A 22,579-nucleotide genomic window follows, 5' to 3' on the forward strand; every position below is an offset into this window, starting at 1 on the left:
CCTCATCGACCGGGAGCCGGACCTCCTTGAGGCGATGAGTGCGGTTGCGCCGCATTTGTCCGAGTCGAGGCGCCACGGCGGGCGCTGTGGGACGATCGGCGGGTGAGCGACGCGGACCTGGTGGTGCGGGGCGCCACCGTCGTCGACGGCCGCGGCGGGCCCCCGTTCGCGGCCGACGTCGGCGTGACCGGCGGCGTGATCACGGCGATCGGGACGGTCGGCCCCGGGGGCGGCGCCGAGGAGCTCGACGGCCGCGGCCTCGTGCTCGCACCCGGCTTCATCGACGCGCACACGCACCTCGACGCCAACCTCTTCTGGGATCCCGACCTCACGCCGTCGTCGAGCTTCGGCGTCACCACCGTCGTCACCGGGAACTGCGGCTACGCGCTCGCACCGCTCGGCACCGGTGCCTCGCGGGACTACGTCGTCGAGACGCTCAGCGAGGTCGAGCAGATCCCGATCGAGGCGATCCGTGCCGGCGTGCCGCTCGACTGGTCGACGCTCGACGACTACTTCGCGCGCCTCGACTCGACGCCCGCGCTCCTGAACTTCGCGACCCACGCGGGGCACGTGCCGATCCGCACCGCGGTGATGGGTCCCGACGCGGTGCACGACCGCACCGCGACACCGGACGAGATCGAGCGCATGAGCGCGCTGCTGCGCCACGCGCTCGAGCTCGGCGCGCTCGGCGTCACGACCGATCAGGTCGTCGGCAACGTCGGTCCGCGCGGCACGCAGCTTCCCGGTCAGGTGTGCAGCGACGACGAGCTGCTCGCGTTCGCGCGCGTGCTCGCGTCGGCTTCCGGACCGGGGTGGCTCGCGATGGCGCCGCGCGCGCTGCTGCTCGACCGCGCGGCACGCGAGGACGACCTGCGCTTCCACGAACGCCTCGCGGCGGCGAGCGCCAAACCGGTCGTGATCGGGCCGTGCTTCGACCACTTCGAACAGCCCGGGGTGGGCTTCGACCTGATCGAGGCGACCGCGCGCTCGCGTCGGCCCGGCGTGACCGTGGTGCCGCAGGTCTCGGTGTTCGTATTCGAGCTGTGGCAGCGACTCGACGACAACCCGCTGCTCGTGCGCGTGCTGCCGACGCTGCGGCGCGCCGTGCGCGACGACGGTGTCGACGGGCTGCGGCGCGTCGCCGCGGATCCGGCGGCGCGCTCGCGATTGCGCGACGAAGCCCGCGCGATCACGCCGTTTCCCGTGTTCTCCGGCCGTTGGGACCACGTGTTCGTGCGCCAGGTCGTCGATGGCGCCCGGTTCGGCGCGCTCGTCGACCGCGACCTGGCGACGCTCGCGCGCGAGCAGGGCGTCGAGCCGGTCGACGTGCTGCTCGACACCGCGATCGCCGAAGACTTCGCCACGCAGTTCTCGACGCTCATGCGCAACACCGACGACGACGAGATCGGACGCATGCTCGCGCATCCCCTCGCGCGCATCGGCGCGTCCGACGCGGGCGCGCACGTGCTGTCGAACACGGACTCCGCGTACGCAGTGTGGACGCTCCAGCACTGGTGCCGCGAGCGCGGGGTGCTCACGCTCGAGCGCGCGGTGCAGATGCTCACCGCCGACCAGGCCGACCTGCTCGGCATGCCGGAGCGCGGCCGCATCGCGGTCGGGCAGGTCGCCGACCTCGTGCTCTTCGACCCCGATCGCATCGCGCGTACCGGCGTCCGCTTCGTCGCGGACCAACCCGCAGGCGGACGACGCCTCGTGTCGGAAGCCACCGGCGTCGCGGCGTCGGTCGTGAACGGTGTGGTCGCGACGCGCGATGGTCACTCGACCGGCGCGCGATCGGGCCGCTTCCTGCGGGCGACCTCGCGTGAGTGGCCGAGCCCGCGAGCACAGCGAGCAGGGCGACCCGACTCACTCCCACCTCGCGTCGCGGAGCGGCGAGCGAAGCGAGCGCGACCATGAAGATGGTCGCTCCGCTCGTCGTCGGCGCGATCCTCGACAACGCGGCGCGGGTCGCACCGCGTTCGGTCGCCGCGACCCTCGGCGACGGCGCGCTGACCTTCGGCGAAGTCGACTCGCGAGCGAACCAGGTCGCGCGCGTCCTCCTCGACGCGGGCGTCGCGCGCGGCGATCGCGTCGCGTGGTGGGGTGAGACGTCGCTCGACGCGATCCCGATCTTCTTCGCGCTTGCGCGGCTCGGTGTGGTGTTCGCGCCCGTGAACGCGCGCATCGGCTTGGAGGAGGCGCATCCCGTCGTCGAGCTGGTGCGACCGCGGCTCGTGTTGACGGATCGCGTGCACGATGCCGACGGGGAGGCGCTCGCGGCGCGACTCGGCGTTCCGCACGTCGACGACAACGCGCTCGGGCCCGCCGCCGCCGCTTCGACCGCGCCGCTCACCGTCGACGGTCCCGACGAGCTCGACCCGCACGTCATCTTCTTCACGAGCGGCAGCACCGGACGACCAAAGGGAGTCGTGCTCTCGCACCGCACGAACTGGCTGCGCTCGTTTCCCGGCGCGACGACTGAGCCCGGCGGCGCCGGCGTCGTCTGCATGTTCCCGCTGTTCCACATGGCGGGTTGGACGATCGCGCTGGGCGCGTGGCAGGCCCGGCGCCCGGTGCACTTCGCCCCCGCCGACCCCGCGACGCTGCTCGAGACCGCGCAGCGCCACCGCGCCGGTCGCCTGTACGCGATCCCTGCGGTGTGGGCGCGCATCCTCGACCACGGTGTCGACGGCTACGACCTGTCGTCGCTGCACGAAGCCGACACCGGCACGTCGGCGACGCCGCCCGAGCTCATCGCCGCGATCCGAGACGCGTTGCCGCACACGGTCACGCGCATCTTCTACGGCTCGACCGAGGCCGGGCCGGCGACGATCCTCGGCACCGACGATCTCGCGTCGCATCCGGGCGCGGTCGGGCGCGCACAGCCGACCTGCGAGGTGCGGCTCGGCGCGCGCGGTGAGGTGTGCGTGCGCAACCCTTTCCTCATGGACGGCTACTTCGACAACCCCGACGCGACCGCCGAGGCACTGGCGGACGGCTGGTACCACACGGGTGATCTGGGCGCGTTCGACGACGACGGCTACCTCTCGATCGTCGGTCGGGCGCGCGATGTCATCCGCAGCGGCGGCGAGACGATCGCGCCGGTCGAGATCGAGCAGGTGCTCGCGGCTCATCCCGCGTTCGCAGAGGTCGCGGTCGTCGGTGTGCCGGACGCGCAGTGGGGCGAGATCGTGACCGCGTGCGTGGTGATCGCAACGGACGCGGCCGAAGTGCCCGACGTCGATGCGCTACGGGCCTGGTGCGGCGACCGGCTCGCGTCGTTCAAGCATCCCCGCCGCATCGTCGTGGTCGACGCGCTGCCCCGCACCCCCGCGACCGGCCAGGTCCAGCGCACCCTCATCGTCGAGCGCATCGTCGCTTCCTGAGCCCGCCGCCCTCCAGGTGGTACTGCGTTCTTCGGCCATACGCCGATAACGCAGTACCACGGGACCCGGGCGGACGCCCAGTGAGCGCGGACGCCGGCGGGCGGGTGGGGTCCAGCGATCCGGGAGCCGGTGGCCGCGCTGAACCGCGCGGGGCCGCTCGCGAGAATATGATTCCGGCGATGCAGAACGCAGTTCCGAGCCTGGAGCACGAGCTGGCGGGGCGGGCGGTCGCCGGCCGGCTCGAGGGCTACGCCGGCGAGGTGCGGCGGCTGCTCGACGCGACGTATGCGGTGATGGCCCGCAGCGGCGACATCGACCCGCGCGTCGGCGACATCGTCAAGGAAGCCGGCCTGTCGAACCAGGCCTTCTACCGCCACTTCGCGGGCAAGGACGCGCTGCTCGTCGCGGTCCTCGACGAGGGCCAGCGCCGGCTGGTCGCAACCCTCGAACGGCGCATGCAGAAGGTCGAGCCCGGCGCGCCGCGCGTGCGCGCGTGGATCGAGGGCGTGCTCGAGCAGGCGCGCAACAAGGACGCCGCCGAGAACACGCGACCGTTCGCGATCAACGCGGTGCGGCTGCGTGACCGCTTCCCCACCGAGACCGCGGCGAGCTTCGACCGGCTGCTCGCACCGCTGCGGGCCGCGGTCGTCGACGCGGGCGGCGACGCCGAGCGCGACACCGAGGCCGTCCGCGAGCTCGCGATGGGCACGATGCACCGCTTCCTCGTCGAGCGGCGGCCCCCCACTCGCGCCGACGTCGAGCATGTCGTGCAGTTCGCGCTCGCCGGCATCCGCGCATCCGCAACCAAGGGGGCACCGCATGGAACGTGAGCTGCTCATCACCGGCATCGGCGGGCAGGGCGTCCAGCTCGCGGGCCAGGTGCTCGCGCGCGCGGCGACGCTCGAAGATCGCTACGTGATGCTGTTCGGCCTCTACGGCGGCATGATGCGAGGCGGCAACACCGACGGCACGGTCGTGATCGGCGACGCGCCGTTGCTCACGCCGCCGCTCGTGTCGCGCTCGTGGTCGGCGATCGGCATGCACGACGAGTTCTGGGAGCCGATCGAAGCGAGGCTGCGGCCCGACGCGCTCGTGCTCGTGAACGATTCGACGTTCGCGAGCGACGTCGCGGTGCCGTGTGTGCTGCACCGCATCGACGCGACGGGGATCGCGACCGAGCTCGGCCACGCGCTCGGCGGGTCGATGGTGATGACCGGCGCCTACGCGGCCATCACCGGCATCGTCTCCGTCGACGCGCTCGTCGCCGCGATGACCGACTCGATCCCGTCGTACCGCACGCAGCACATCACCGCGAACGAGCGCGCGCTACGCGCCGGGTTCGATGCGGTGGAACCCAACACCTGTCCGGCGTGGTCGCCCGCGACCGTCGCCGCGAGCTGAGGAGGCCGGCGTGTCGATCACTGTGAAATCGCGCGGCACCGTCACGATCGACGTGGAGACGTGCAAGGGCTGCGAGCTCTGCATCCCCGCGTGCCCGCCCGCGGTGCTCACGATGTCGGAAGCCGTCAACCGCATGGGCTATCGCTGGCCCGAGCTGCACGCCGGCTGCACCGGCTGCGCCGCGTGCCTGCTCGTCTGCCCCGACTTCGTGTTCGAGGTGTTCCGATTCTCCGAGCCGGTGCTGCACGAGATCGAGGAGGCGTCGTGACCGCGACCACGACCGCAGGGCCGCGCGCCGAGCGCACCCTGATGGAAGGCTCCGAAGCCCTCGTGCGGGCCGCGATCGCGGCCGACTGCAAGTTCTTCGCGGGTTACCCGATGACGCCGTTCACCGAGGTGCTCGAACACTTCGCACGATTGCTGCCCGACGTCGGCGGCGCGTGCGTGAACGCGGAGTCGGAGCTCGAAGCCGTCGGCATGGCGTGGGGTGCGCTCGCGACCGGCGCGCGCGCCGCGACCGGCTCGACGGGCCAGGGCCTGTCGCTCATGCAGGAGTCGTTCTCCGAGATCACGCTCGCCGAGCTGCCGCTCGTGATCTTCAACATGGCGCGCGGCCAGCAGGACTATTACCAGGCGACGCGCGGCGGCGGCCACGGCGACTACCGGCACATCGTGCTCGCGCCGCACGACATCACCGAAGGCGTCCAACTCGTGCAGCTCGCGTTCCACCTCGCCGACAAGTGGCGCAATCCGGTGTTGATCTACGGCGACTATCTGCTCGCGCACACGCAGGAGGCGGTCGCCGTCGAGCCGATCCCCTATCCCTCGCTCCCGGCGAAGGACTGGGCGGTCGACGGCACCGCGAGCGGATCGGGCCACTCGCGCGGCGTCACACCGCTCGGCGTCGCCAAGCACGGCCAGCGCGCGTTCGGACAGGAAGGGCGCGCGCAGTACGCCGCGAGCAAGATCCCGTTCATGGAGCGCGAGGTGCGCGTCGAGACCGCGTACCTCGACGACGCCGAGACCGTGATCGTCGCGTTCGGCACCCCGTCGAAGTTCGTGCGCTACGCGATCGGACGGCTGCGCGAAGCCGGTCACAAGATCGGCATGGTCCGTCCGATCACGCTGTGGCCGTTCCCTTACGAGGTGGTTCGAGACGCGGCACGAGGCGCGAACGTCGTCGGCTCGTTCGAGCTCTGCGCGGGGCAGATGATCGACGACGTCCGCATCGGCGTTGCGGGGCAGGCCCCGGTCGAGTTCCTCGGCGGCGTGTCGACCGACGGCTCGGGCTTCGGCGTCGGGCGGCTGCTCGACGTCGACGTCATCGAGGAGCGCATCCTCGCCGTGCACACCGGCAAGCCGCTCGGCATCATCCCCGGCACCGACGCCTTCCACTACGAGCTCGCAGCCCATCAGCAGGAGGCGACACCGTGACGACCTCGCACACTCTCGGCCCGGTGCTCGACACCACGCGCGCACCCGAGCGCGCCCGCGTCGTCGAACCACTGTTGCCCGACCTGTTGCTCACGCAGCAGCACCACATGTGTCCCGGCTGCGGCGAGCCGATCGCCGTGCGCGGATTCCTCGAGGCGCTCACCGAGCTCGGAGTCGCGCCGCGCTCGATCGGAGTTGCGGGTATCGGCTGCTACACGAGCTTCAGCAGCACGATGGACGTCGACCTCGTGCAGGCGCTGCACGGACGCGCGCCGTCGCTTGCGACGGGCGTGAAGCGCATGCGTCCCGACGCGGTCGTGTTCACGCTCCAGGGCGACGGCGACATGGTGAACGAAGGTCTGCAGGAGGTGATCCACACCGCGGCGCGCGGTGAGAAGGTCACGTGCATCCTGCTGAACAACGGTGTGTTCGGCGAGACCGGCGGGCACATGACCGCGACGAGCGTGATCGGGCAGCGCACGAAGAGCTCGCTCGACGGACGCGACGCCGAATACCACGGCTACCCGATCCTCATCGGCGATCTCATCGCGCGGCTCGAAGGCGCGGCGTACGTCGCGCGCGGGTCGGTGCACAACGCGGGCGCGGTCGCGCGCACGAAGAAGATGTTCCGGCGCGCGTTCGAGAGTCAGATTCGCGGCGAGGGGTTCTCGTTCGTCGAGGTGCTCACGATGTGCCCGACGGGCTGGTTCATCCCGACCGGTGAGGGCCCCGGCTACATGACCGAGACCCTCGGTGAGGTCCACGTCATGGGCGAGCTGAAGGTCGACGGGCACGTCCGCACGACCGAAGAGCTGCACGCCGAGAACGTCGCGCGTCAGGCCGAGGTCGAGGCGCAACTCGCCGCCGGCGGCGTGCGCGAGTAGACACCTGACCGGCACAGCAGCGAGCGGAGCGAGCATGCGACCCGACTCCATCCCATCCCGCGTCACGGAGCGGCGAGCGCAGCGAGTGCGACCATAAGTATGAACTTCAACTACTCGCCGGAAGCGGAAGCGTTCCGGAAAAAGTTCCGCGCCTGGCTCGACGCCAACCTCACCGACGACGTGCGCGCGGGCGCGAGCTGGTCGATGGACCTCGAGGGTGAGCGCCTCGAAGGGCTGCGCGCGTGGAACCGCACGCTCGCCGACGCGCGCTACGCCGCGATCGCGTGGCCCGACGAGTGGGGTGGGCGCGGCGCGGGACTCATGGAGCAGGTGGTGTTCGCCGAGGAGATGCACCGCGCCGGCGCGCCGGGCACGCTCAACCCGCTCGGCCTGTCGAACATCGCACCCGCGATCATCGAGCACGGCACCGACGAGCAGAAGCGCACGCTCCTTCCCCGCATGCTGCGCGGTGACGACATCTGGTGCCAGGGATTCTCGGAACCGAACGCGGGCTCCGACCTCGCGTCGTTGCAATGCCGCGCGGTGCGCGACGGCGACGTCTGGATCGTGAACGGGCAGAAGACGTGGAACACGCTCGGGCACCTCGCGAACTGGTGCGAGCTGCTCGTCCGTACCGACACCGACGCGCCCAAGCACAAGGGCATCACGTGCCTCCTCGTCGACATGACGCTGCCGGGCGTCGAGGTCCGGCCGCTCGTCACGATCACCGGCGAGGTCGAGTTCAACGAGATCTTCTTCACCGACGTGCGCGTGCCGGTGAGCCAGACGCTCGGGCCGGTGAACGAAGGCTGGCGCGTCGCGATGACGACGCTCGCGTACGAGCGGGGCACCGTCGCGAAGCTCCACATGGGCTTGCGGTCGAAGGTGCAGCGGCTGCTGACGCTGGCGCGTGAGACGCCCGGTCGCGACGGCGCGCCGGTCTCCGAGGATCCGGTCCTGCGGCAGAAGCTCGCGCGCGTCTACCTCGAGGCCGAGCTGCTGAAGCTCATCTCCGAGCGCGCGATCTCGGCGGAGCTGCACGGGCGCGCGATGGGTCCCGAGGGCAGCATCGCCAAGCTCGTGTGGAGCGAGACCGAGCAGCACCTCACCGAGGTCGCGTCCGACGTGCTCGGTCCCGACGCATTGTCGGGCGCGTGGGCGCGCGATCGCGTCTACTCGCGGGCGCTCACCATCGCGGGCGGCACGACCCAGGTGAACAAGAACATCCTCGCCCAGCGCATCCTCGGTATGCCGCGTTCCTGATGGTCGGCGCGGCGGTTCCGCGGAGTCGCTGCTCCCGCCCGGATCGCTACCGATCGTCGACCGGGGGCGCAGCGAGCGCGACCGGGGAGCTCGGTCGGATCGCATTTCCGAGCGCCGCGAGCGCAGCGGCGGTGACGAGCGCGACCAGCAGCGGCGCGGCGACGGCCTGGGGCGCGTGCGCGGCGAACGGGAGCTGACTCGCGATCTCGCGGCTCCACGTCTGCGTCGCCGCGGGCCCGACGCCGAGCAACCCGGCGATGATCTCCGCCGCGAGCACGCGCCCCGCGGCGACGAACACGGTGGCGAGCGTGGCGCGCACGACGCCGAACGACACGTGTGAGCCGAAGCTCCGCACCCACGCGCCGGTCGCGAGATCCGGGTCCGACTCCTGCACCGCGGCGAGCGTGCGCTGCTGCGCGCCCCGTGCGATCGCGGGCGCGGCGACGAACGCGAGCGCGACCGCGGCGCGCGCACCGCTGCGGCCGTTGAACGTGAGGAGCACGAGCGCGACGAGCTCGCCTGGGAACGCGGCCCACCCCTTCAACGCCGCAACCCCGATGCGTTCGAGCGGTCCGCCCGCGAAGCCGATCACCACGCCGATGACCGAGCCCACGACCGTGGCGATCACGACCGCGGCGACGACGAGCAGCAGCGAGCCGCGCCCGGTCGCGAGCACGCGCGCGAGCACGTCGCGACCGACCGCGTCCGTGCCGAACGGATGCGCGCCCGAGCTACCGCTCGGACCGTCGGCGCCGATGCGCGCGGCCGCCGGCAGTCCGAGGTGGAGACGCGCCGCGATCGCGACGACCACAGCCGCGACCCACGCGGTTGCGACGACCCCGCGCGCCGCGCGCCCACCGAGCGAGCCCGTATTCGTCTCACCCCGCTCGACACCCGGCAGCACGACGAGCGCGAGCAGGACGGCGACCGCGATCGCGAAGAACACACCGCGCGTCGTCATCGGATCGAGGCCTGCGGTCGACTGCGCGAACGTCGACCCGAGGCCGGGCAGCGCGAAGACGGCCTCGGTGACGATCGTCCCGAGCGCGACCGCGGCGACGACTTCGCGCGTCGACCGTCGCCCGATGGCCATCCACGCCGCGAGGCCGGCACCGAGCGCGAGCGCGGGCAACAGACTCGCGCCGGCGCGCGACACGAGCGCCGCGTGCGGTGCCGAGAACGGCATGGCCCCGAAACGGGCGCCGACGACCAGCGCCGCGAGCACCGGCAGCGCGACGACCACGCCGGGAACCGCGCCCGTCGCGCGCCTTCGCGAGCGAGTGCGCCGCCACCGCCGCAGGCTCCACGCGACCGCGAGCGCGACGGCCGCGAACAGAAGGCTCTCGACGGTGCGCTCGCCCACCACCGCGCCGACATCCGCGCCGATCACGGGCGAGTGACCGAGGTCGCCGCCCGCGACGTCGCCGACGAAGTCGACGAAACGCAGTGGGAGCGCGCGACTCGCGTGCATGTCGGCCCGCAACGAGAGGCGCGCGATCGGGTCGTTGCGCTGACCGCCGAGGAACGAGTCCTCGGCACCGCCGGGCAGGCGCGTCGGCAACGCGAACAGCACCACGAGGATGACGAGCAGACCCGCGACGAGGCACCCGAGGCGGGCGCCGACCCGCACGCGCGGCGTCCGTGCGCTCAGGCGGCGGGCACGGAGCCGTTGCTGCCGGGCGCGAGCGGCAGCACTTCGCCCGGGTTCAGCGGGAAGTGACACGCGACATATTGACCCGTCGCGATCTCCCGGATCTCCGGTTCCTGCTGCGCGCACACGTCCTGCGCACGCGGGCAGCGGGTGCGGAAGCGGCAGCCGCTCGGCGGCGCGACCGGCGAGGGGATCTCCCCGCCGAGCGCGGGGCGGTCGGCGGGCCGGATCGCGGGGTCCGGCACCGGGATCGCGGCCAGCAGCGCGGCGGTGTACGGGTGCGCGGGGCGCTCGTAGATCTGGTCGGGCGGCCCGACTTCGCAGACCTTGCCGAGGTACATCACGACGACGCGGTCGCTCACGTTCTTCACCACCGCGAGGTCGTGCGCGATGAACACGAGCGTGAGCCCGTAGCGCTCCTTCATCTCCTCGAGGAGGTTGAGGATCTGCGCCTGGACGGACACGTCGAGCGCGGAGACCGGCTCGTCGCAGATGACGAGCTTCGGTTCCGTGACGAGCGCCCGCGCGATCGAGATGCGCTGGCACTGACCACCCGAGAATTGGTGCGGGCGCCGGCCGCGCGCCATCGCGGGATCGAGGCCACACGCGTCGAGCACTTCGTCGACCTTCGCGGTCTGCGACTTGTCGTCACCGATGTTCCAGATGCGCATGCCCTCCGCGACGATGTCCTCGACCTTGCGCCGCGGGTTCAGCGACGAGATCGGGTCCTGGAAGATCATCTGGATGCGCGTGCGCATGCGGCGCATGCTCTCGCCGTGCAGCGTCGTGAGGTCGGTGCCGTCGAAGTCGACCATCCCCGCCGTCGGTGGCGGCAACTGCATGATCGCCTTGCCGGTCGTCGACTTCCCGCAGCCGGACTCGCCGACGAGACCGAGCGTCTCGCCGGGCATGATGTCGAGGCTCACGTCGGAGACCGCGTACACCTTGAGGCCCGTGCGCCCGATCGGGAACTCGACGACGAGGTGCTCGACGCGCAGCAGGACCTCGTCCGCCGGGCGCAGGTGCGCGGTGCCGCTCCCCGCCATCAGGCGCTCCCCGCCGCGGGCGTCGCCGCAGTGTCGCCGCTCGTGTCGGCGGCGGCCGGCGACTGGTTGTGCGCGAGCGCGTCGGCTCCCTCGGGGGTGCCGACCGGGTAGAAGCACGCGAACTCGTGACCGGGCGTGCCGCGCGACTCGAGCGGTGGCTCCTCTTCGTGGCAGCGCGCCTGCGCGTACGGGCAGCGCGGCGCGAAGTTGCAGCCCTTGGGCGGGTGCACGAGATCGGGCGGACGCCCCGCGATCGAGTCGAGGCGCGAGTGGCTCGGAAGCGCGAGCTTCGGGATCGATTTCATCAGCGCTTCGGTGTACGGGTGGCGCATCTGGCTGAAGAGCGTGCGCGCCGGCGCCTTCTCGACGATCTTGCCGGCGTACATCACCGCGATGTCGTCGGCGCGTCCCGCCACGACGCCGAGGTCGTGCGTCACGAGGATCATCGCCATGAACCGCTCGCGCTGCTGCGTCTGGAGCAGGTCGAGGATCTGCGCCTGCACGGTCACGTCGAGCGCGGTCGTCGGCTCGTCGGCGAACAGCATCTTCGGGCCGCACGCGAGCGCGATCGCGAGCATCACGCGCTGCCGCATGCCTCCTGAGAGCTGGAACGAGTACTCGCGCAGTCGCCGCTGCGGCTCGGGAATGCCCACCGATTCGAGCAGCGTGAGCGCGGTCTCTTGCGCGTAGTCGCGCGACACGTCGAGGTGGTACCGCAGCGATTCGGTGATCTGCTTGCCCACGCGCATGACCGGGTTCAGCGCGGTCATCGGGTCTTGGAACACCATCGACATCTCGGTGCCCCAGTAGTGCTGCATCTCCCTCGGGGTCGCGGCGCCGATCTCCCGACCCTCGAACTTGATGCTCCCGCCGCGCACGACGTTCCGCTTCGGCAGCAGCCCCATGATCGACTTCGACAGGACCGACTTGCCGCTCCCCGACTCACCGACAATGCCGAGCGTCTTGCCGCGCTCGAGCGAGAACGACACGCCGTCGACCGCGCGCACGACGCCACGGCCCGTCTTGAAATGGGTGATGACGTTGTGGACCTCGAGCAGCGGACCGTCGAGCGGTGCGTCGGAGAAGCGCTCGCCCACCTTGCGCTTCGGGCTCATACCGCCGACTCCCGCACGTTGAAGCGCGCCTGCACGACGTCGCCGAGGAAGTTGAGCGACAGCACCGTGAGGAACAACGCGACGATCGGGCCGAACACGAGCCAGGGTTCAGTGTTGAGAACCGACGCCGAGCTCGCGATCAGATTGCCCCACGACGGCTTGACGGTCGGATCGACGCCGACGCCGAGGAAGCTCAAGCCGCCTTCGGCGACGATCACCACGCCGATCGCGAGCAGCGCGATCGACAGCATCGCGGGAATCACGTTCGGTAACACCTCGCGCACCATGATGCGGGCGTTCTTCGCGCCTTGCGCGCGCGCGGCCATCACGAACTCGCGCTGCGACCACGTGAGCGTGCTCGCGCGCGTGATGCGCCCGAGCACCGGTGTCGACACGGTTCCGAGCGCGATGATCAGCACGATCTCGGCGGGCAGGTGGGATTTCGTCGGATCGCCCCTGAGGAACGCCGTGAGCGCAAGGGCGAGGATCAGCGCCGGCACCGCGAGCAGCACGTCGAACACGGTGCTGATGATGAGGTCGATCGTGCCTCTGAAGTAGCCGGCGATCAGGCCGAGCGTCCCACCGATCAGGATGCCGGCGAGCACCGAGCCGAGCCCGATCTCGAGCGACGTGCGCGCACCCAGGACGAGGTTCGAGAACTCGTCGTGGCCGACGTCGTCGACGCCGAGCAGGTGGCCGTGGGTGAACGGCTTCGTGCTCGTGTCGTCGAGAAAGACGGTGCGGTAGCCGTGGATGCCCGGGAGCAAGGTCCCGAGCACTGCGCCGATCAGCACGAGCGCGAGCCAGATGATCGCGAACCAACCGCCGAAGCCGAGCCGACGGTTCGGCGCGACCTCGACCCGGGCGGCCGCGTCGGGCGACCCCTCGGGTTCGGTCAGCAGTTCGGGCGACGCCTCGAAACCGATGGTGCTCATGCGGCTTGTCCGTCCACGTCCTGGCTACCGGAGCGCGGCCATGCTGCGCACTCTGGGATCGAGCTTCATGTAGAGCAGGTCGATGAGCGTGTTCACCACGACGTAGCCGATCGCCAAGATCGCGACGATGCTCTGCACCGCGATGAACTGCTGCGCGCGGATGTTCGATGCGAGCAACAGGCCCATGCCCGGGAGCTGGAAGACGACCTCGATCACGACTGCACCGCCGATGAGCGCGCCGACGTTGAGCCCCGCGACGGTGAGCACCGTGAGGCTCGAGGGACGGAGCGCGTGCCGCCAGAGGATGTGCCGAGACGGCATCCCTTTGGCCTTCGCCATTGTGATGAAGTCTTCCTGCAGCGTCGCGATCATGTCGGTCCGCAACAGTCGCATGTAGCCCGCGATCTGTCCGGTCGCGAGGCTGATCGCCGGGAGCGCCATGCTCCTGAAGTGTTTGACCAGACCCTGCGACGGGTGCGCGTACTGACCCGGCGGTAACCATCTCAGCTTCACGCCCACGACGTAGGCGAGCACGAGTCCGAGGGCGAAGTCGGGGAACGCGATCGCGCCGAACGCGGTCGCGTTCACTAATCGGTCGAACCAGGTGCCTTCCCAGAACGCGCTGAACACCCCTAACGGGATCGCGATCAGCACCGTGAGGATCAGCGAGTACAGCATCAGCTGCAGCGACACCGGCAGCGAGCTGCTGACATCGGGCGCGACCTTGTCGACGCCCGACGAGCGGTAGTAGTTGCCGAGGTTGCCGTGCGAGAAGTTCGACAGCCAATGCCAGTACTGCTCGTAGACCGGCTCGTCGAGATGCGCGTCGTGCTTCAGCTTGTCGCGAACGCTCGCGGGTGCGAACGCGGCGATCGTCGTGACCGGATCACCCGGAAGGAGGTCGAGCAGCAGGTACGAGAAGAACGACACGCAGATCAGCACGACCACGAGGCGACCGAGTCGCCGCAGCCAGAAGCCCACGTGCCGTTCCCTCCGTTCCTACTGCTCGAACCGTTCCTCCGTGCGACCGGTCACGCGGTCACTTCGACAGCCAGACGCCGGCCGGGTCGATGCCGCTCGTGAAGCCCGGGAACGGCTGGTCGCCGTTGGGAAGCGGCAGGTTGCCGATGCCGTGGACGTTGTTCTGCGCGGGAACGGTCCAGTCGGAGTACCAACCCCACGCGTCGTAGACCTGCTTCGCGAACTCGCGGTTGACGTCCTCGTAGTCCTTCGTCCGCTGCGCGACGTCCGTCGCGCTGCGGCCGTCCTCGAGCGCCTTGTTGATCACCGCGTCGTTGAACCCGTTGAAGTTCACGAGGTTGTCGCACGGCTGTCCGGCGGGCGAGTCGCAGTGCCACCACACCCACTCGGTGTCGGGGTCGAACCCGGCGTGGTTGCGCCACGCCGTCGCCTGGAACTGCTTGCCGATGACGTCGTTGATGCCCTGCGACTCGTCGACCGACTGCACACCCATCTTGATCCCGACCTGCGAGAGGTAGGTCTTGATGAGGTCGATCGTCTTCAAGCCTTCGGGGTCGGTGCCCGGGGACAGGTACGTGAAGGAGAGGTCCTTGCCCGTCTGCTGCTTGTACATGGCGACGTATTGCTTCGCCTTCGTCGGGTTGTACTGCGGCAGGCCCGAGTCCTTGAGGTAGCCCATCACACCCGGACCGAACGGACCCTGCGCGAGCGGGCTCACATCCTTGTTCCGGAGCTTGTTCTCCTGCGGCGCGTTCACCGCGTACGCGAACGCGAGCCGCGCGTTGATGTTGTCGAACGGTGGCTTCGTCACGTTGAACAACGTGTACGCGAGCTCCGGGTACTTCTGCGACTCGGTGAGCTGGATCTTGTGCGATGCGGCCAGCGAGCGGTACTGCACGATGTTGATCGCGCCGTCGTCCAGAGCAAGGCTGATGTTGCCCGACTGGATCCCGTTCAGCATCGTCGAGCTGTCGACGATCGGCTTGAACGTGATCTGGTCGAGGTACGGCAGCTGCACGCCGTTCGCGTCCTTGCGCCAGTAGTTCGGGTTGCGCGTCGCGATGAACGCGTCGTTCACCTTCCAGCTCTTCTCGATGAACGGCCCGGTGCCGACGAGGTGCTTGGCACAGTTGTTCTTGTCGTCGAGCTGCGCCTGTCCCATCATGCCGACGCGAGCCGCGCCGTAGAGGTATGCGGGGAACGCGGTCCACGGCACCGTGTCGACCTGCACGGTCATCGGGTCGACGACCGTCGTGCTCTTGACGTAGGCGCCGAACACGAACTTGAAGAGCAACGGTGCCCGGTTCGGGTACGCGCCGCGGTAGGCGTCGAGGTTGTTCTTCACGACGGTCGCGTCGAGCGCGGTGCCGTCGGAGAACTTGATGTTCGGACGCAGCTTGATCGTCCACTGCGTGTTCGTCGCGTTCGGCGTGACCGACTCCGCGAGCATGCCGACGTACTCGTCCTTCGAGTTCGGCACCGTCAGCGTGTCGTAGATGGCGCGGGCCACCTGCTCACCGGAGATCGCGAGCTGCGCCTCGGCCAGGCAGTAGCCGGCGCTCGTCTCGGCAGGGAGCGCCCAGACGACCGAGCCGCCTTTGACCGCCGTGCCCGACGTGGTCGGCGTCGTCGCCGGGTTGTTGCCGTTGGTGCCGTTGGCGCTGCTGCCGCTGCTGGAACACGCGGATGCGACGAGCGCGAGCGCGACGACGAGCGCGGCGCCGCCGATCCCGATCGTCGAGCGTCGGCGCGCGCGAAGCGATGTGGCCACGTTCCCCCCTGCTGTCCGAATGCCGTCCGTACCGGTTTGCACCGGGACCCGAGTGCCTCCGTCTCGTTGTCGCACCGGTCCTCAGCCGGTGTGACGGGAGTCACATTGTGAGTGTATCGGCGCAAGTTAAGGACGCCACGTCGGCCTGTCAATCGAACCCGCGTTTCTCCCGGCTCGGGATCTGGCTCGGGATCTGATCGAGTTCGGTGACGCGTCGCGTCGCCTGAACCGATCAGTTCGCCGGAGCTCTCGGCCGCCGGTGACGCCGGGTCGATGATCTGATCGAGCTCGGCGACGCGTCGGGTCGATGATCTGATCGAGCCCGGCGACGCGTCGCGTCACCTGAACCGATCAGTTCGCAGCAGCCCTCGGCTGCCCTGTGGACGGCCCTGTTGGTGCGTGTTCGGCGTCAGCGCGCGAGCGTCGCGAGGTTGCGGTGACCGGGCCCGGTCGGCAGATCGAGCGCCGTCGACTCGAGCTGGACCCGTTGTCCGACGAGCTCCTCGGACTCCGCGCACGCCATCAACTCGGCATCGCTCGACCGCGCGTAGGTGCGGCACGAACCGTCGGATTCGACGTCACACACGAGCAGCGCCCACTCGGGCCCGCCGTCACGCCCGTGCACGACGGAATACGCGGCGACGGTCGCGTCGCCGTCCCACGTGTCCGCGATGACCGCTTGATCCACCTCGTCGAGCGCCGCTTGCACGCTCATCTGATCGGGGGGCGTCACGGCCGCAGGAGTCGTCGAGTACACGCCGAAGACGTGCTTCGTCATCGTCATGCCGACGCCGCTGACCATGCCCAACGCACCCGGATCACCGCGCAACACGCGCGCCATCTGCGCGATCGAGTGGGTCATGTACCCGCTGCCCGGACCGCCGTGATACGGCAGCCCGCCGGTGACGCTCAGAGGTCGCGCGTCGTCGGGCTCGAGTCCGAGAGCGTCGCGAGCAAAGTTCAGGCTGCTGCCGAAGCAGCTGTAGAGATCGAAGTGCGCGAGATCGTCGATCGCGACGTTCGCCTGTTGCGCGGCCGCGCTCGCAGCCGCCGCCATCGCCGGCGATCGCCACATCTCGCGATGCTCGGCGACGTAGACGGGATCGGTCGCGTAGCACCATCCCCGCAGGTAGACCCGTAGGTCGGCGGGGACACCGAGCGCGTCGGCGCGCTCGTGACTCGTCACGATCAACGCGGCCGCCATGTCGATGTCCATGATCGCGACCATGTACTTCGTGTACGGGTAGCCGACCATGCGGTTGCCGGCCGACGGCGTGACGAGCTCGTCGGCGGTCCGCTCGATCGGAAACCACGCGTCCGGATTGCGCGCCGCGATCTCCGTCAGCGGCGCCATCATCTCGCCGATCTCACGTCGGTAGAGGTCGAGTGGTTCTGCGCGGTGGGCGCGGCGCGCGTTGTCGAACACGGCGAACGTGAGCCAGGCCTGGAACACCTCGTGCGCGATCTCGGCCGGGTGCATCGGCGCTTCCCACGGATACGGCCGCTTCTCGGCGGGCCGGAACGAATAGGCGATGCGCTCGCCCTTCTGCTTCGCCTTGCGTTGCGTGGCGAGCGCTTCCGCGCTCGCGATGAGGACGACGTCGCGCTCGTTCTTCAGGATCGCTTCGGCCGCCGTCGACACGAGCTGCTGTGTCGTGGTGCCACCGATCCCCGAGTAATACCGGTGGCGGGGCGAGATGCCGAGCGTCTCGGCAAGGCGCGCGGGCGGGTCGTCGTACTGCGTGGTCTGGCAGTAGACGACGTTGACACTGTCGACCGCGTTCAGGACGTCGCGGCCTCGCGAATCGGTTGCGGCCGCGCGCGCGACGTCGACCCACATGGCGAGCGGCTCGGGTGCACCGGCTTCGCCAACGTCGTCCGGGTGCCAGGTGCGACTGCCGACGCCGATGATGCAGGGTGTGCGCGGATCGACCGCGTTCATCGACCCTGCCAGTTGGGCTTTCGTTTCTCGGCGAACGCCTTGGGCCCTTCCCGCGCGTCCTCCGTCTGGAAGATCGCGCTCGAGAGCCGGCTCTCCTTCTCGAATGCGGTGCGCAGCTCCTTGCCGAGCGACTCGAGGATGACCGCGCTGTTCGCGATCGCGGTCGTCGCCGTCTCGGCGTTGCCAGGCTCGATCGTCAGCAGCGCTTCCCGCAGCTTGCGCACCGCGCCACGCAGTTGCTTCGTCGTGTCCTCGTCGTGGTACAGGCCCTGCAGCGCGCTCTGCTTCGTCGCCTTCACCGCGAGCGGCGCGTTCGCGGTCATGCGGTTCGCGAACTCGTACGCCTTGTCGAGCAGCTGCTCTCTCGGGACGATCGCGTTCAGGAGGCCCATGTCGTAGGCGCGTTGCGCGTCGACGAGATCCGCACAGAGCAGGAACTCCATCGCCTGCGCCCACGGCACTTGGCGCGGCAGTCGGACCGTCGTTCCGCCGCCCGCGAACAAGCCGCGCTTCGGTTCCATGACCGCGAACTTCGCTTCGGGGCACGCGACCCGGATGTCGACACCGCCGAGCATCTCCATGCCGCCGGCGGTGCAGAAGCCGTTGACCGCAGCGACGACGGGCTTGTAGAGCGGCCAGTTGCGGAGCACGGCGCGAGTGCCGTCGTCGAGGCGATAGCCGTTGATCTCGGTCAGGCCTTCTTCCGCGATCTGCTTCTGGAGCTTCGTGATCTCGGGGACGTACTTCTTGAGGTCCGCGCCGGTGAAGAACGCGTCGTCGACGCCCGTGATGATCGCAACCCACGCGTCGTCGTCCTGATCGAATCGCTCCCAGGCTTCGCGCAGGAGCTTGAAGTGCTCCATGTCGCAGGAGTTGCGTGCTTCGGGCCGGTCGATCGTGATGAGCACGACATGCGAGTCGTTGCGCTCGTAGTGAATCGCCATACGCGTGGCACGTTAGGGGGTGCCGGGGATCTGATCGAGTTTGACGACGCTCGCGCGTCGCCTGGCTCGATCAGATCCCCCGTACCCCCGCTTCCCCGTCGCACCCGCGTGCGATCCTGCGCGCGGTTGTCGTCGAATCGACGCGACCCGGCTTCCCCCGTCGATGGTCTTCGAGCAGAACCGGGAAGCCTCCATGAAGCGACGAATGGCCGACGGCGCGATCGCACGCGTCGCCGCACTGCAACACGGCCTCTTCACGCGCGCCGACGCCCACTCGGTGGGCCTCACTGACCGGCAGCTTCGACTGCGCGTCGCGCAGGGTCGGATCGAGCGACTCTCACGGCACGCGTTTCGGATCGCCGGACACCCGACCACCTGGCGACAGCGGCTACTCGCCGCCTGTCTCGCCGCCGGCCCCGGCGCGGCCGCTTCCCATCGAAGCGCCGCCGCACTCCACCGCTTCGACGACTTCGCGCCGGGCGTCGTCGAGATCACCGTGCCGCAAGGTCGACGCGACTTCCGCATGGACGGTGTCATCGTGCACAGCTCCGCGTACTGGGGCGATATCGACGTGTGCGAGGTCGACGGCATCCCCGTTTCGACTCCGGAACGCACGCTCTGCACGCTCGCGGCGGTGACCGACGAGGCGCGCGTCGAACACGCGCTCGACGGTGCGGAACGCGACGGCACCGTCAGGCGAGAGGACGTCGCCGAAGCGCATGCCGACGTTCGCGAGCGGGGCCGCAATGGCGTCGCTGCGCTCGGACGATTGCTCGAGAAGCGCGCCGACCTGTTGGCAACGCCGCACAGCGTGCTCGAACGACGGTTCCTGCGCGTGCTCGAGGAGCACAACCTTCCGCGGCCCGAGTGCCAGGTTCCGGTGCGACGGCCCGACGGCCGGATGGCGTATCTCGACTCCGGCTATCCCGATCTGCGTCTCTTCTTCGAGCTCGACGGCAACGTCGCGCACGCGACGCCGGCACAGCGATCCGCCGACAACGTGCGCGCCAACGCGCTCGGCTTGCGCGACATTCGCATCGTGCGGTTCACGTATGAGCAGGTCGTCCACCAGCCCGAGATGGTCGCGACAACGGTGCGCGCACACCTTCGCGAGCGGCGACGGGCGGCGTGACGCGGCGCCGGCGAACTGATCGAGCGAGGTGACGCGGACGGTCGCTCAACTCGATCAGATCCAGGTGGCCTCCCGAAACTGACGGGCGTGTCATGTGCGTGGCAGGATGCGGACGTGACCGATCGACCGAAAGCGCTGGTGACGGCGCCGTTCCGCGGCGAAGGACTCGACACGCTTCAGGGTCTCGCCGACGTCGTGCTCGATCCTTGGATCGACCAGCCGACGCTCCGTTTGTACAAAGCCGAGCAGCTCGCGGAACGGGTGCGGCAGGAGGGCGCGACGATCCTGATCGTCGAGTCCGACTCCGTGAAGGGACCCGTCTTCGACTGCGACCTCACGGTCATCGGCTCCTGCCGCGGCGACCCGAACAACGTCGACATCGAAGGCGCGACGAAGGCCGGGATCCCCGTCCTGCGCGCGCCCGGACGCAACGCCGACGCCGTCGCGGAGATGACCGTCGCACTCCTCTTCGCGACCAACCGCTTCATCGTCGCCGCGGACCGCGACGTCAGAGCCGAGCAGGTGTACGCGGGCGGCAAGATCCCCTACCAGCGCTTCCGCGCCTGGCAACTCGCCGGGCGCACCGCCGGCGTCGTCGGACTCGGCGCGGTCGGGCGCGCGACGAAGTGGCGCCTCGAAGGCCTCGGCATGAAGGTCATCGCCTACGACCCGTACAACTCCGAAGCGACGCACTCGCTCGACGACCTGCTCGCGGAGTCGGACGTGGTGTCGATGCACGCGATGGTGACGCCCGAGACGACGGGTCTGATCGGCGCCGCGCAGTTCGCGAAGATGAAGCCCGGCTCGATCTACGTCAACTCGGCGCGCGCCGCGCTGCACGACACCGACGCGCTCGTCGCGTCGTTGCAGTCGGGTCATCTCGGCGGCGCCGGTCTCGACCACTTCGTCGGGGAGCACCTGCCGAAGGATCACCCGCTCTGCTCGATGGACAACGTCGTGCTGACACCGCACATCGGCGGCGCGACCTACGACACCGAGGCGAACCACTCGAAGCTCATCGCCGACGACGTGCGACGCATCCTCGCCGGCGAGAAGCCCGTCAACTGCGTCAACCCGGAGGTGCTCGCCTGATGGCGACGAAGCTCACGGCCCAGGAGACGAAGGAAATGCTCCTGGCGACCGCGAAGGAGATGATCGCCAAGGGTCTCGTGGAGGGCACGGCCGGCAATTTGTCGGCACGTTTGCCCGACGGAAACGCAGTACTCACGCCGTCGTCGCTCGCGTACGAGACGATGACGCTCGACGACCTCGTCGTGTGCGACCTCGACGGCAACGTCCTCGAAGGCACGCGCAACCCGACGACCGAGAAGGCGTTGCATCTCGGGTGCCTGCGGAAGCACGAGGACATCAACGCCGTCATTCATTCGCACGCGATGCACTGCACGATGTTCGCGGTCACGCACCAACCGATCCCGTGTGTGATCGAGGAGTTCGACGTGTACGTCGGCGGTGACGTGCCGGTCGCGAACTACAAGGTCACCGGCTCGGACGACCTCGGTGAAGAGGTCTCGAACTGGGTCGCCGACCGCGCCGCGGTGTTGATGGCGAACCACGGGCTTCTGACCGTCGGCAAGGACCCGCAGGACGCGCTGAAGATCGCGATGCTGGTCGAGCGCACGGCGCGGATCATCTGGGGAGCCAAGTTCATCGGCGAGCTCGTGCCGTTGCCGGATTCGACGATGAAGAAGTTCGCACCGATCTACAAGTTCCTCCGCTCCCAGGGCTGAGCCGCACCGCCGCGGCTCCGTCGGCCGCACGACCGGTCGCGCCGCCGACCAGGGCTTTCTCGGATCTGATCGAGAAAAGTGACGCCCGCGCGTCACCCAACTCGATCAGTTCGCAGACCGCTTGCGGAGGAGGGTGAGGCCGTCGGAGACGGGGAGCATGACGGCGTCGACGCGGGGATCGCTCGCGACCAGATCGTTGAACGCGCGGATCGCGACCGCGTTGTCGCTCTGATCCGAGTCGTCGACGACGCGCCCGCTCCACAACACGTTGTCGACCATCAACAACCCGTTCGGCCGCAGCCTCCGAACCAGCTGTTCGAAGTAGGCCGGGTAGTTCGGCTTGTCGGCGTCGATGAACGCGATGTCGATCGTCTCCTCTTCCGGCAACTTCGACAACGTGTCGACCGCGGGCGCGATCACGAGATCGATCCGGTCCGCGACACCCGCGCGTTCCCAATGCGCGCGCCCGATCGACGTCCACTCCTCGCTCACGTCGCAACACAACAACCGGCCGCCCCGGACCAACCCGCGCGCGATGCACAGCGCGGAGTAGCCGGTGAACGTCCCGACCTCGACGGCCGAACGCGCCCCCACCAACTGCGTGAGCATCGTCATGAACGCGCCCTGCTCGGGCGCGATCTGCATCCCCGACACCGCTCCCAACGACGCGGTCGCCTCGATCAGCGACTGCTGAATCGTGTCTGGCCGTTGCCCGTGATCGAGCAGGTACTCGTGGATCTCGGGCGATAGGAAGAACGACTTCGGGCTCATTTCCGCACCGTACACAGGAACGCAGGAGTCGACGCGTGCACGTCGCACGCACCTCACGCCGGCCTCGAGGCAGTTGTGGTGCGCGCTGCCCACTCTTCCTGGCGGGACCTCGCAGGTTGCGGTCCGCGACGAGAAACGACTTCGGAGGTCGCGTCGCAGGCACGCTCGGAAGCCG

The 22,579-nt window shown here is 69.5% G+C and carries 20 protein-coding genes; 11 read left to right on the top strand and 9 right to left on the bottom strand.

The annotated features are described in order from the left end of the window. The first annotated feature begins 102 nt into the window (after nt 1–102). From VH914_19225 to VH914_19260, 8 genes are all read left to right on the top strand, one after another. Nucleotides 103–1,917 (top strand): amidohydrolase family protein, encoded by a 1,815-nt coding sequence (locus VH914_19225; protein ID HEX4493344.1) that lies wholly within the window; start codon nt 103–105, stop codon nt 1,915–1,917. Then, the gene (locus tag VH914_19230; GenBank protein ID HEX4493345.1) at nt 1,914–3,386 is read left to right on the top strand and encodes an AMP-binding protein; all 1,473 of its coding nucleotides are present in this window, start codon (nt 1,914–1,916) and stop codon (nt 3,384–3,386) included. Before VH914_19225 ends, VH914_19230 begins: the two co-directional genes overlap by 4 nt. 179 nt (nt 3,387–3,565) lie before the next feature. After that, a complete protein-coding gene (locus VH914_19235; protein ID HEX4493346.1) occupies nt 3,566–4,216 on the top strand; it encodes a TetR/AcrR family transcriptional regulator in 651 nt (216 codons plus the stop codon). Continuing rightward, complete coding sequence (locus VH914_19240; protein ID HEX4493347.1) at nt 4,206–4,787, top strand: 2-oxoacid:acceptor oxidoreductase family protein; 582 nt, start codon at nt 4,206–4,208, stop codon at nt 4,785–4,787. Before VH914_19235 ends, VH914_19240 begins: the two co-directional genes overlap by 11 nt. 10 nt (nt 4,788–4,797) lie before the next feature. Then, nucleotides 4,798–5,055: a 4Fe-4S dicluster domain-containing protein gene (locus tag VH914_19245; GenBank protein ID HEX4493348.1), complete on the top strand. Its 258-nt coding sequence runs from the start codon at nt 4,798–4,800 to the stop codon at nt 5,053–5,055. Beyond that, a complete protein-coding gene (locus tag VH914_19250) occupies nt 5,052–6,221 on the top strand; it encodes a hypothetical protein (protein ID HEX4493349.1) in 1,170 nt (389 codons plus the stop codon). Before VH914_19245 ends, VH914_19250 begins: the two co-directional genes overlap by 4 nt. Next, a complete protein-coding gene (locus VH914_19255) occupies nt 6,218–7,105 on the top strand; it encodes a thiamine pyrophosphate-dependent enzyme (protein ID HEX4493350.1) in 888 nt (295 codons plus the stop codon). Before VH914_19250 ends, VH914_19255 begins: the two co-directional genes overlap by 4 nt. A 99-nt stretch (nt 7,106–7,204) precedes the next feature. Then, nucleotides 7,205–8,368, top strand: a complete 1,164-nt coding sequence (locus VH914_19260; protein ID HEX4493351.1) for an acyl-CoA dehydrogenase family protein — start codon at nt 7,205–7,207, stop codon at nt 8,366–8,368. Between the two features lie 46 nt (nt 8,369–8,414). Here VH914_19260 and VH914_19265 read toward each other — a convergent pair whose 3' ends face one another. The 8 genes from VH914_19265 to VH914_19300 all read right to left on the bottom strand — a co-directional run bounded on the left by VH914_19265 (nt 8,415) and on the right by VH914_19300 (nt 18,753). After that, on the bottom strand, nt 8,415–9,998 hold the full coding sequence (locus tag VH914_19265; protein ID HEX4493352.1) for a hypothetical protein: 1,584 nt from the start codon (nt 9,996–9,998) through the stop codon (nt 8,415–8,417). A gap of 17 nt (nt 9,999–10,015) precedes the next feature. Next, nucleotides 10,016–11,065 (bottom strand): oligopeptide/dipeptide ABC transporter ATP-binding protein, encoded by a 1,050-nt coding sequence (locus tag VH914_19270; protein HEX4493353.1) that lies wholly within the window; start codon nt 11,063–11,065, stop codon nt 10,016–10,018. Next, nucleotides 11,065–12,180 (bottom strand): ABC transporter ATP-binding protein, encoded by a 1,116-nt coding sequence (locus VH914_19275; GenBank protein HEX4493354.1) that lies wholly within the window; start codon nt 12,178–12,180, stop codon nt 11,065–11,067. The genes VH914_19270 and VH914_19275 overlap by 1 nt, the downstream gene beginning before the upstream one ends. Next, nucleotides 12,177–13,115 (bottom strand): ABC transporter permease, encoded by a 939-nt coding sequence (locus tag VH914_19280; GenBank protein HEX4493355.1) that lies wholly within the window; start codon nt 13,113–13,115, stop codon nt 12,177–12,179. Before VH914_19280 ends, VH914_19275 begins: the two co-directional genes overlap by 4 nt. Before the next feature lie 24 nt (nt 13,116–13,139). Beyond that, nucleotides 13,140–14,096, bottom strand: a complete 957-nt coding sequence (locus VH914_19285; protein HEX4493356.1) for an ABC transporter permease — start codon at nt 14,094–14,096, stop codon at nt 13,140–13,142. A 58-nt stretch (nt 14,097–14,154) separates the two neighbouring features. Continuing rightward, nucleotides 14,155–15,867 (bottom strand): ABC transporter substrate-binding protein, encoded by a 1,713-nt coding sequence (locus tag VH914_19290; GenBank protein ID HEX4493357.1) that lies wholly within the window; start codon nt 15,865–15,867, stop codon nt 14,155–14,157. Between the two features lie 409 nt (nt 15,868–16,276). Beyond that, nucleotides 16,277–17,809: an acetyl-CoA synthetase gene (locus tag VH914_19295; protein HEX4493358.1), complete on the bottom strand. Its 1,533-nt coding sequence runs from the start codon at nt 17,807–17,809 to the stop codon at nt 16,277–16,279. Then, nucleotides 17,806–18,753, bottom strand: a complete 948-nt coding sequence (locus tag VH914_19300) for an enoyl-CoA hydratase-related protein (protein HEX4493359.1) — start codon at nt 18,751–18,753, stop codon at nt 17,806–17,808. Before VH914_19300 ends, VH914_19295 begins: the two co-directional genes overlap by 4 nt. A 193-nt stretch (nt 18,754–18,946) precedes the next feature. Here VH914_19300 and VH914_19305 point away from each other — a divergent pair, with 193 nt between their 5' ends. The 3 genes from VH914_19305 (at nt 18,947) to VH914_19315 (ending at nt 21,633) form a co-directional block, all read left to right on the top strand. Then, on the top strand, nt 18,947–19,885 hold the full coding sequence (locus tag VH914_19305) for a type IV toxin-antitoxin system AbiEi family antitoxin domain-containing protein (protein ID HEX4493360.1): 939 nt from the start codon (nt 18,947–18,949) through the stop codon (nt 19,883–19,885). Nucleotides 19,886–19,999: 114 nt separating this feature from the next. Next, entirely contained in the window at nt 20,000–20,977 is a 978-nt protein-coding gene (locus VH914_19310) for an NAD(P)-dependent oxidoreductase (protein HEX4493361.1), read from the top strand. Further along, nucleotides 20,977–21,633, top strand: a complete 657-nt coding sequence (locus tag VH914_19315; GenBank protein ID HEX4493362.1) for a class II aldolase/adducin family protein — start codon at nt 20,977–20,979, stop codon at nt 21,631–21,633. Before VH914_19310 ends, VH914_19315 begins: the two co-directional genes overlap by 1 nt. A 105-nt stretch (nt 21,634–21,738) precedes the next feature. Here the strand turns inward: VH914_19315 and VH914_19320 are convergent, their stop codons facing one another. Continuing rightward, nucleotides 21,739–22,404, bottom strand: coding sequence for an O-methyltransferase (locus VH914_19320; protein HEX4493363.1), 666 nt, complete (start codon nt 22,402–22,404; stop codon nt 21,739–21,741). Nucleotides 22,405–22,579 lie beyond the last annotated feature (175 nt).

Source organism: Acidimicrobiia bacterium (assembly GCA_036271555.1).
Taxonomy (GTDB): domain Bacteria; phylum Actinomycetota; class Acidimicrobiia; order IMCC26256; family PALSA-610; genus DATBAK01.

Bases quoted from the DNA above. Each gene is read 5' to 3' on its own strand.
- VH914_19230 (HEX4493345.1), top strand. From the start codon at position 1,914: ATGAAGATGGTCGCTCCGCTCGTCGTCGGCGCGATCCTCGACAACGCG.
- VH914_19235 (HEX4493346.1), top strand. From the start codon at position 3,566: ATGCAGAACGCAGTTCCGAGCCTGGAGCACGAGCTGGCGGGGCGGGCG.
- VH914_19240 (HEX4493347.1), top strand. From the start codon at position 4,206: ATGGAACGTGAGCTGCTCATCACCGGCATCGGCGGGCAGGGCGTCCAG.
- VH914_19260 (HEX4493351.1), top strand. From the start codon at position 7,205: ATGAACTTCAACTACTCGCCGGAAGCGGAAGCGTTCCGGAAAAAGTTC.
- VH914_19270 (HEX4493353.1), bottom strand. From the start codon at position 11,065: ATGGCGGGGAGCGGCACCGCGCACCTGCGCCCGGCGGACGAGGTCCTG.
- VH914_19275 (HEX4493354.1), bottom strand. From the start codon at position 12,180: ATGAGCCCGAAGCGCAAGGTGGGCGAGCGCTTCTCCGACGCACCGCTC.
- VH914_19280 (HEX4493355.1), bottom strand. From the start codon at position 13,115: ATGAGCACCATCGGTTTCGAGGCGTCGCCCGAACTGCTGACCGAACCC.
- VH914_19295 (HEX4493358.1), bottom strand. From the start codon at position 17,809: ATGAACGCGGTCGATCCGCGCACACCCTGCATCATCGGCGTCGGCAGT.
- VH914_19300 (HEX4493359.1), bottom strand. From the start codon at position 18,753: ATGGCGATTCACTACGAGCGCAACGACTCGCATGTCGTGCTCATCACG.
- VH914_19305 (HEX4493360.1), top strand. From the start codon at position 18,947: ATGAAGCGACGAATGGCCGACGGCGCGATCGCACGCGTCGCCGCACTG.
- VH914_19315 (HEX4493362.1), top strand. From the start codon at position 20,977: ATGGCGACGAAGCTCACGGCCCAGGAGACGAAGGAAATGCTCCTGGCG.
- VH914_19320 (HEX4493363.1), bottom strand. From the start codon at position 22,404: ATGAGCCCGAAGTCGTTCTTCCTATCGCCCGAGATCCACGAGTACCTG.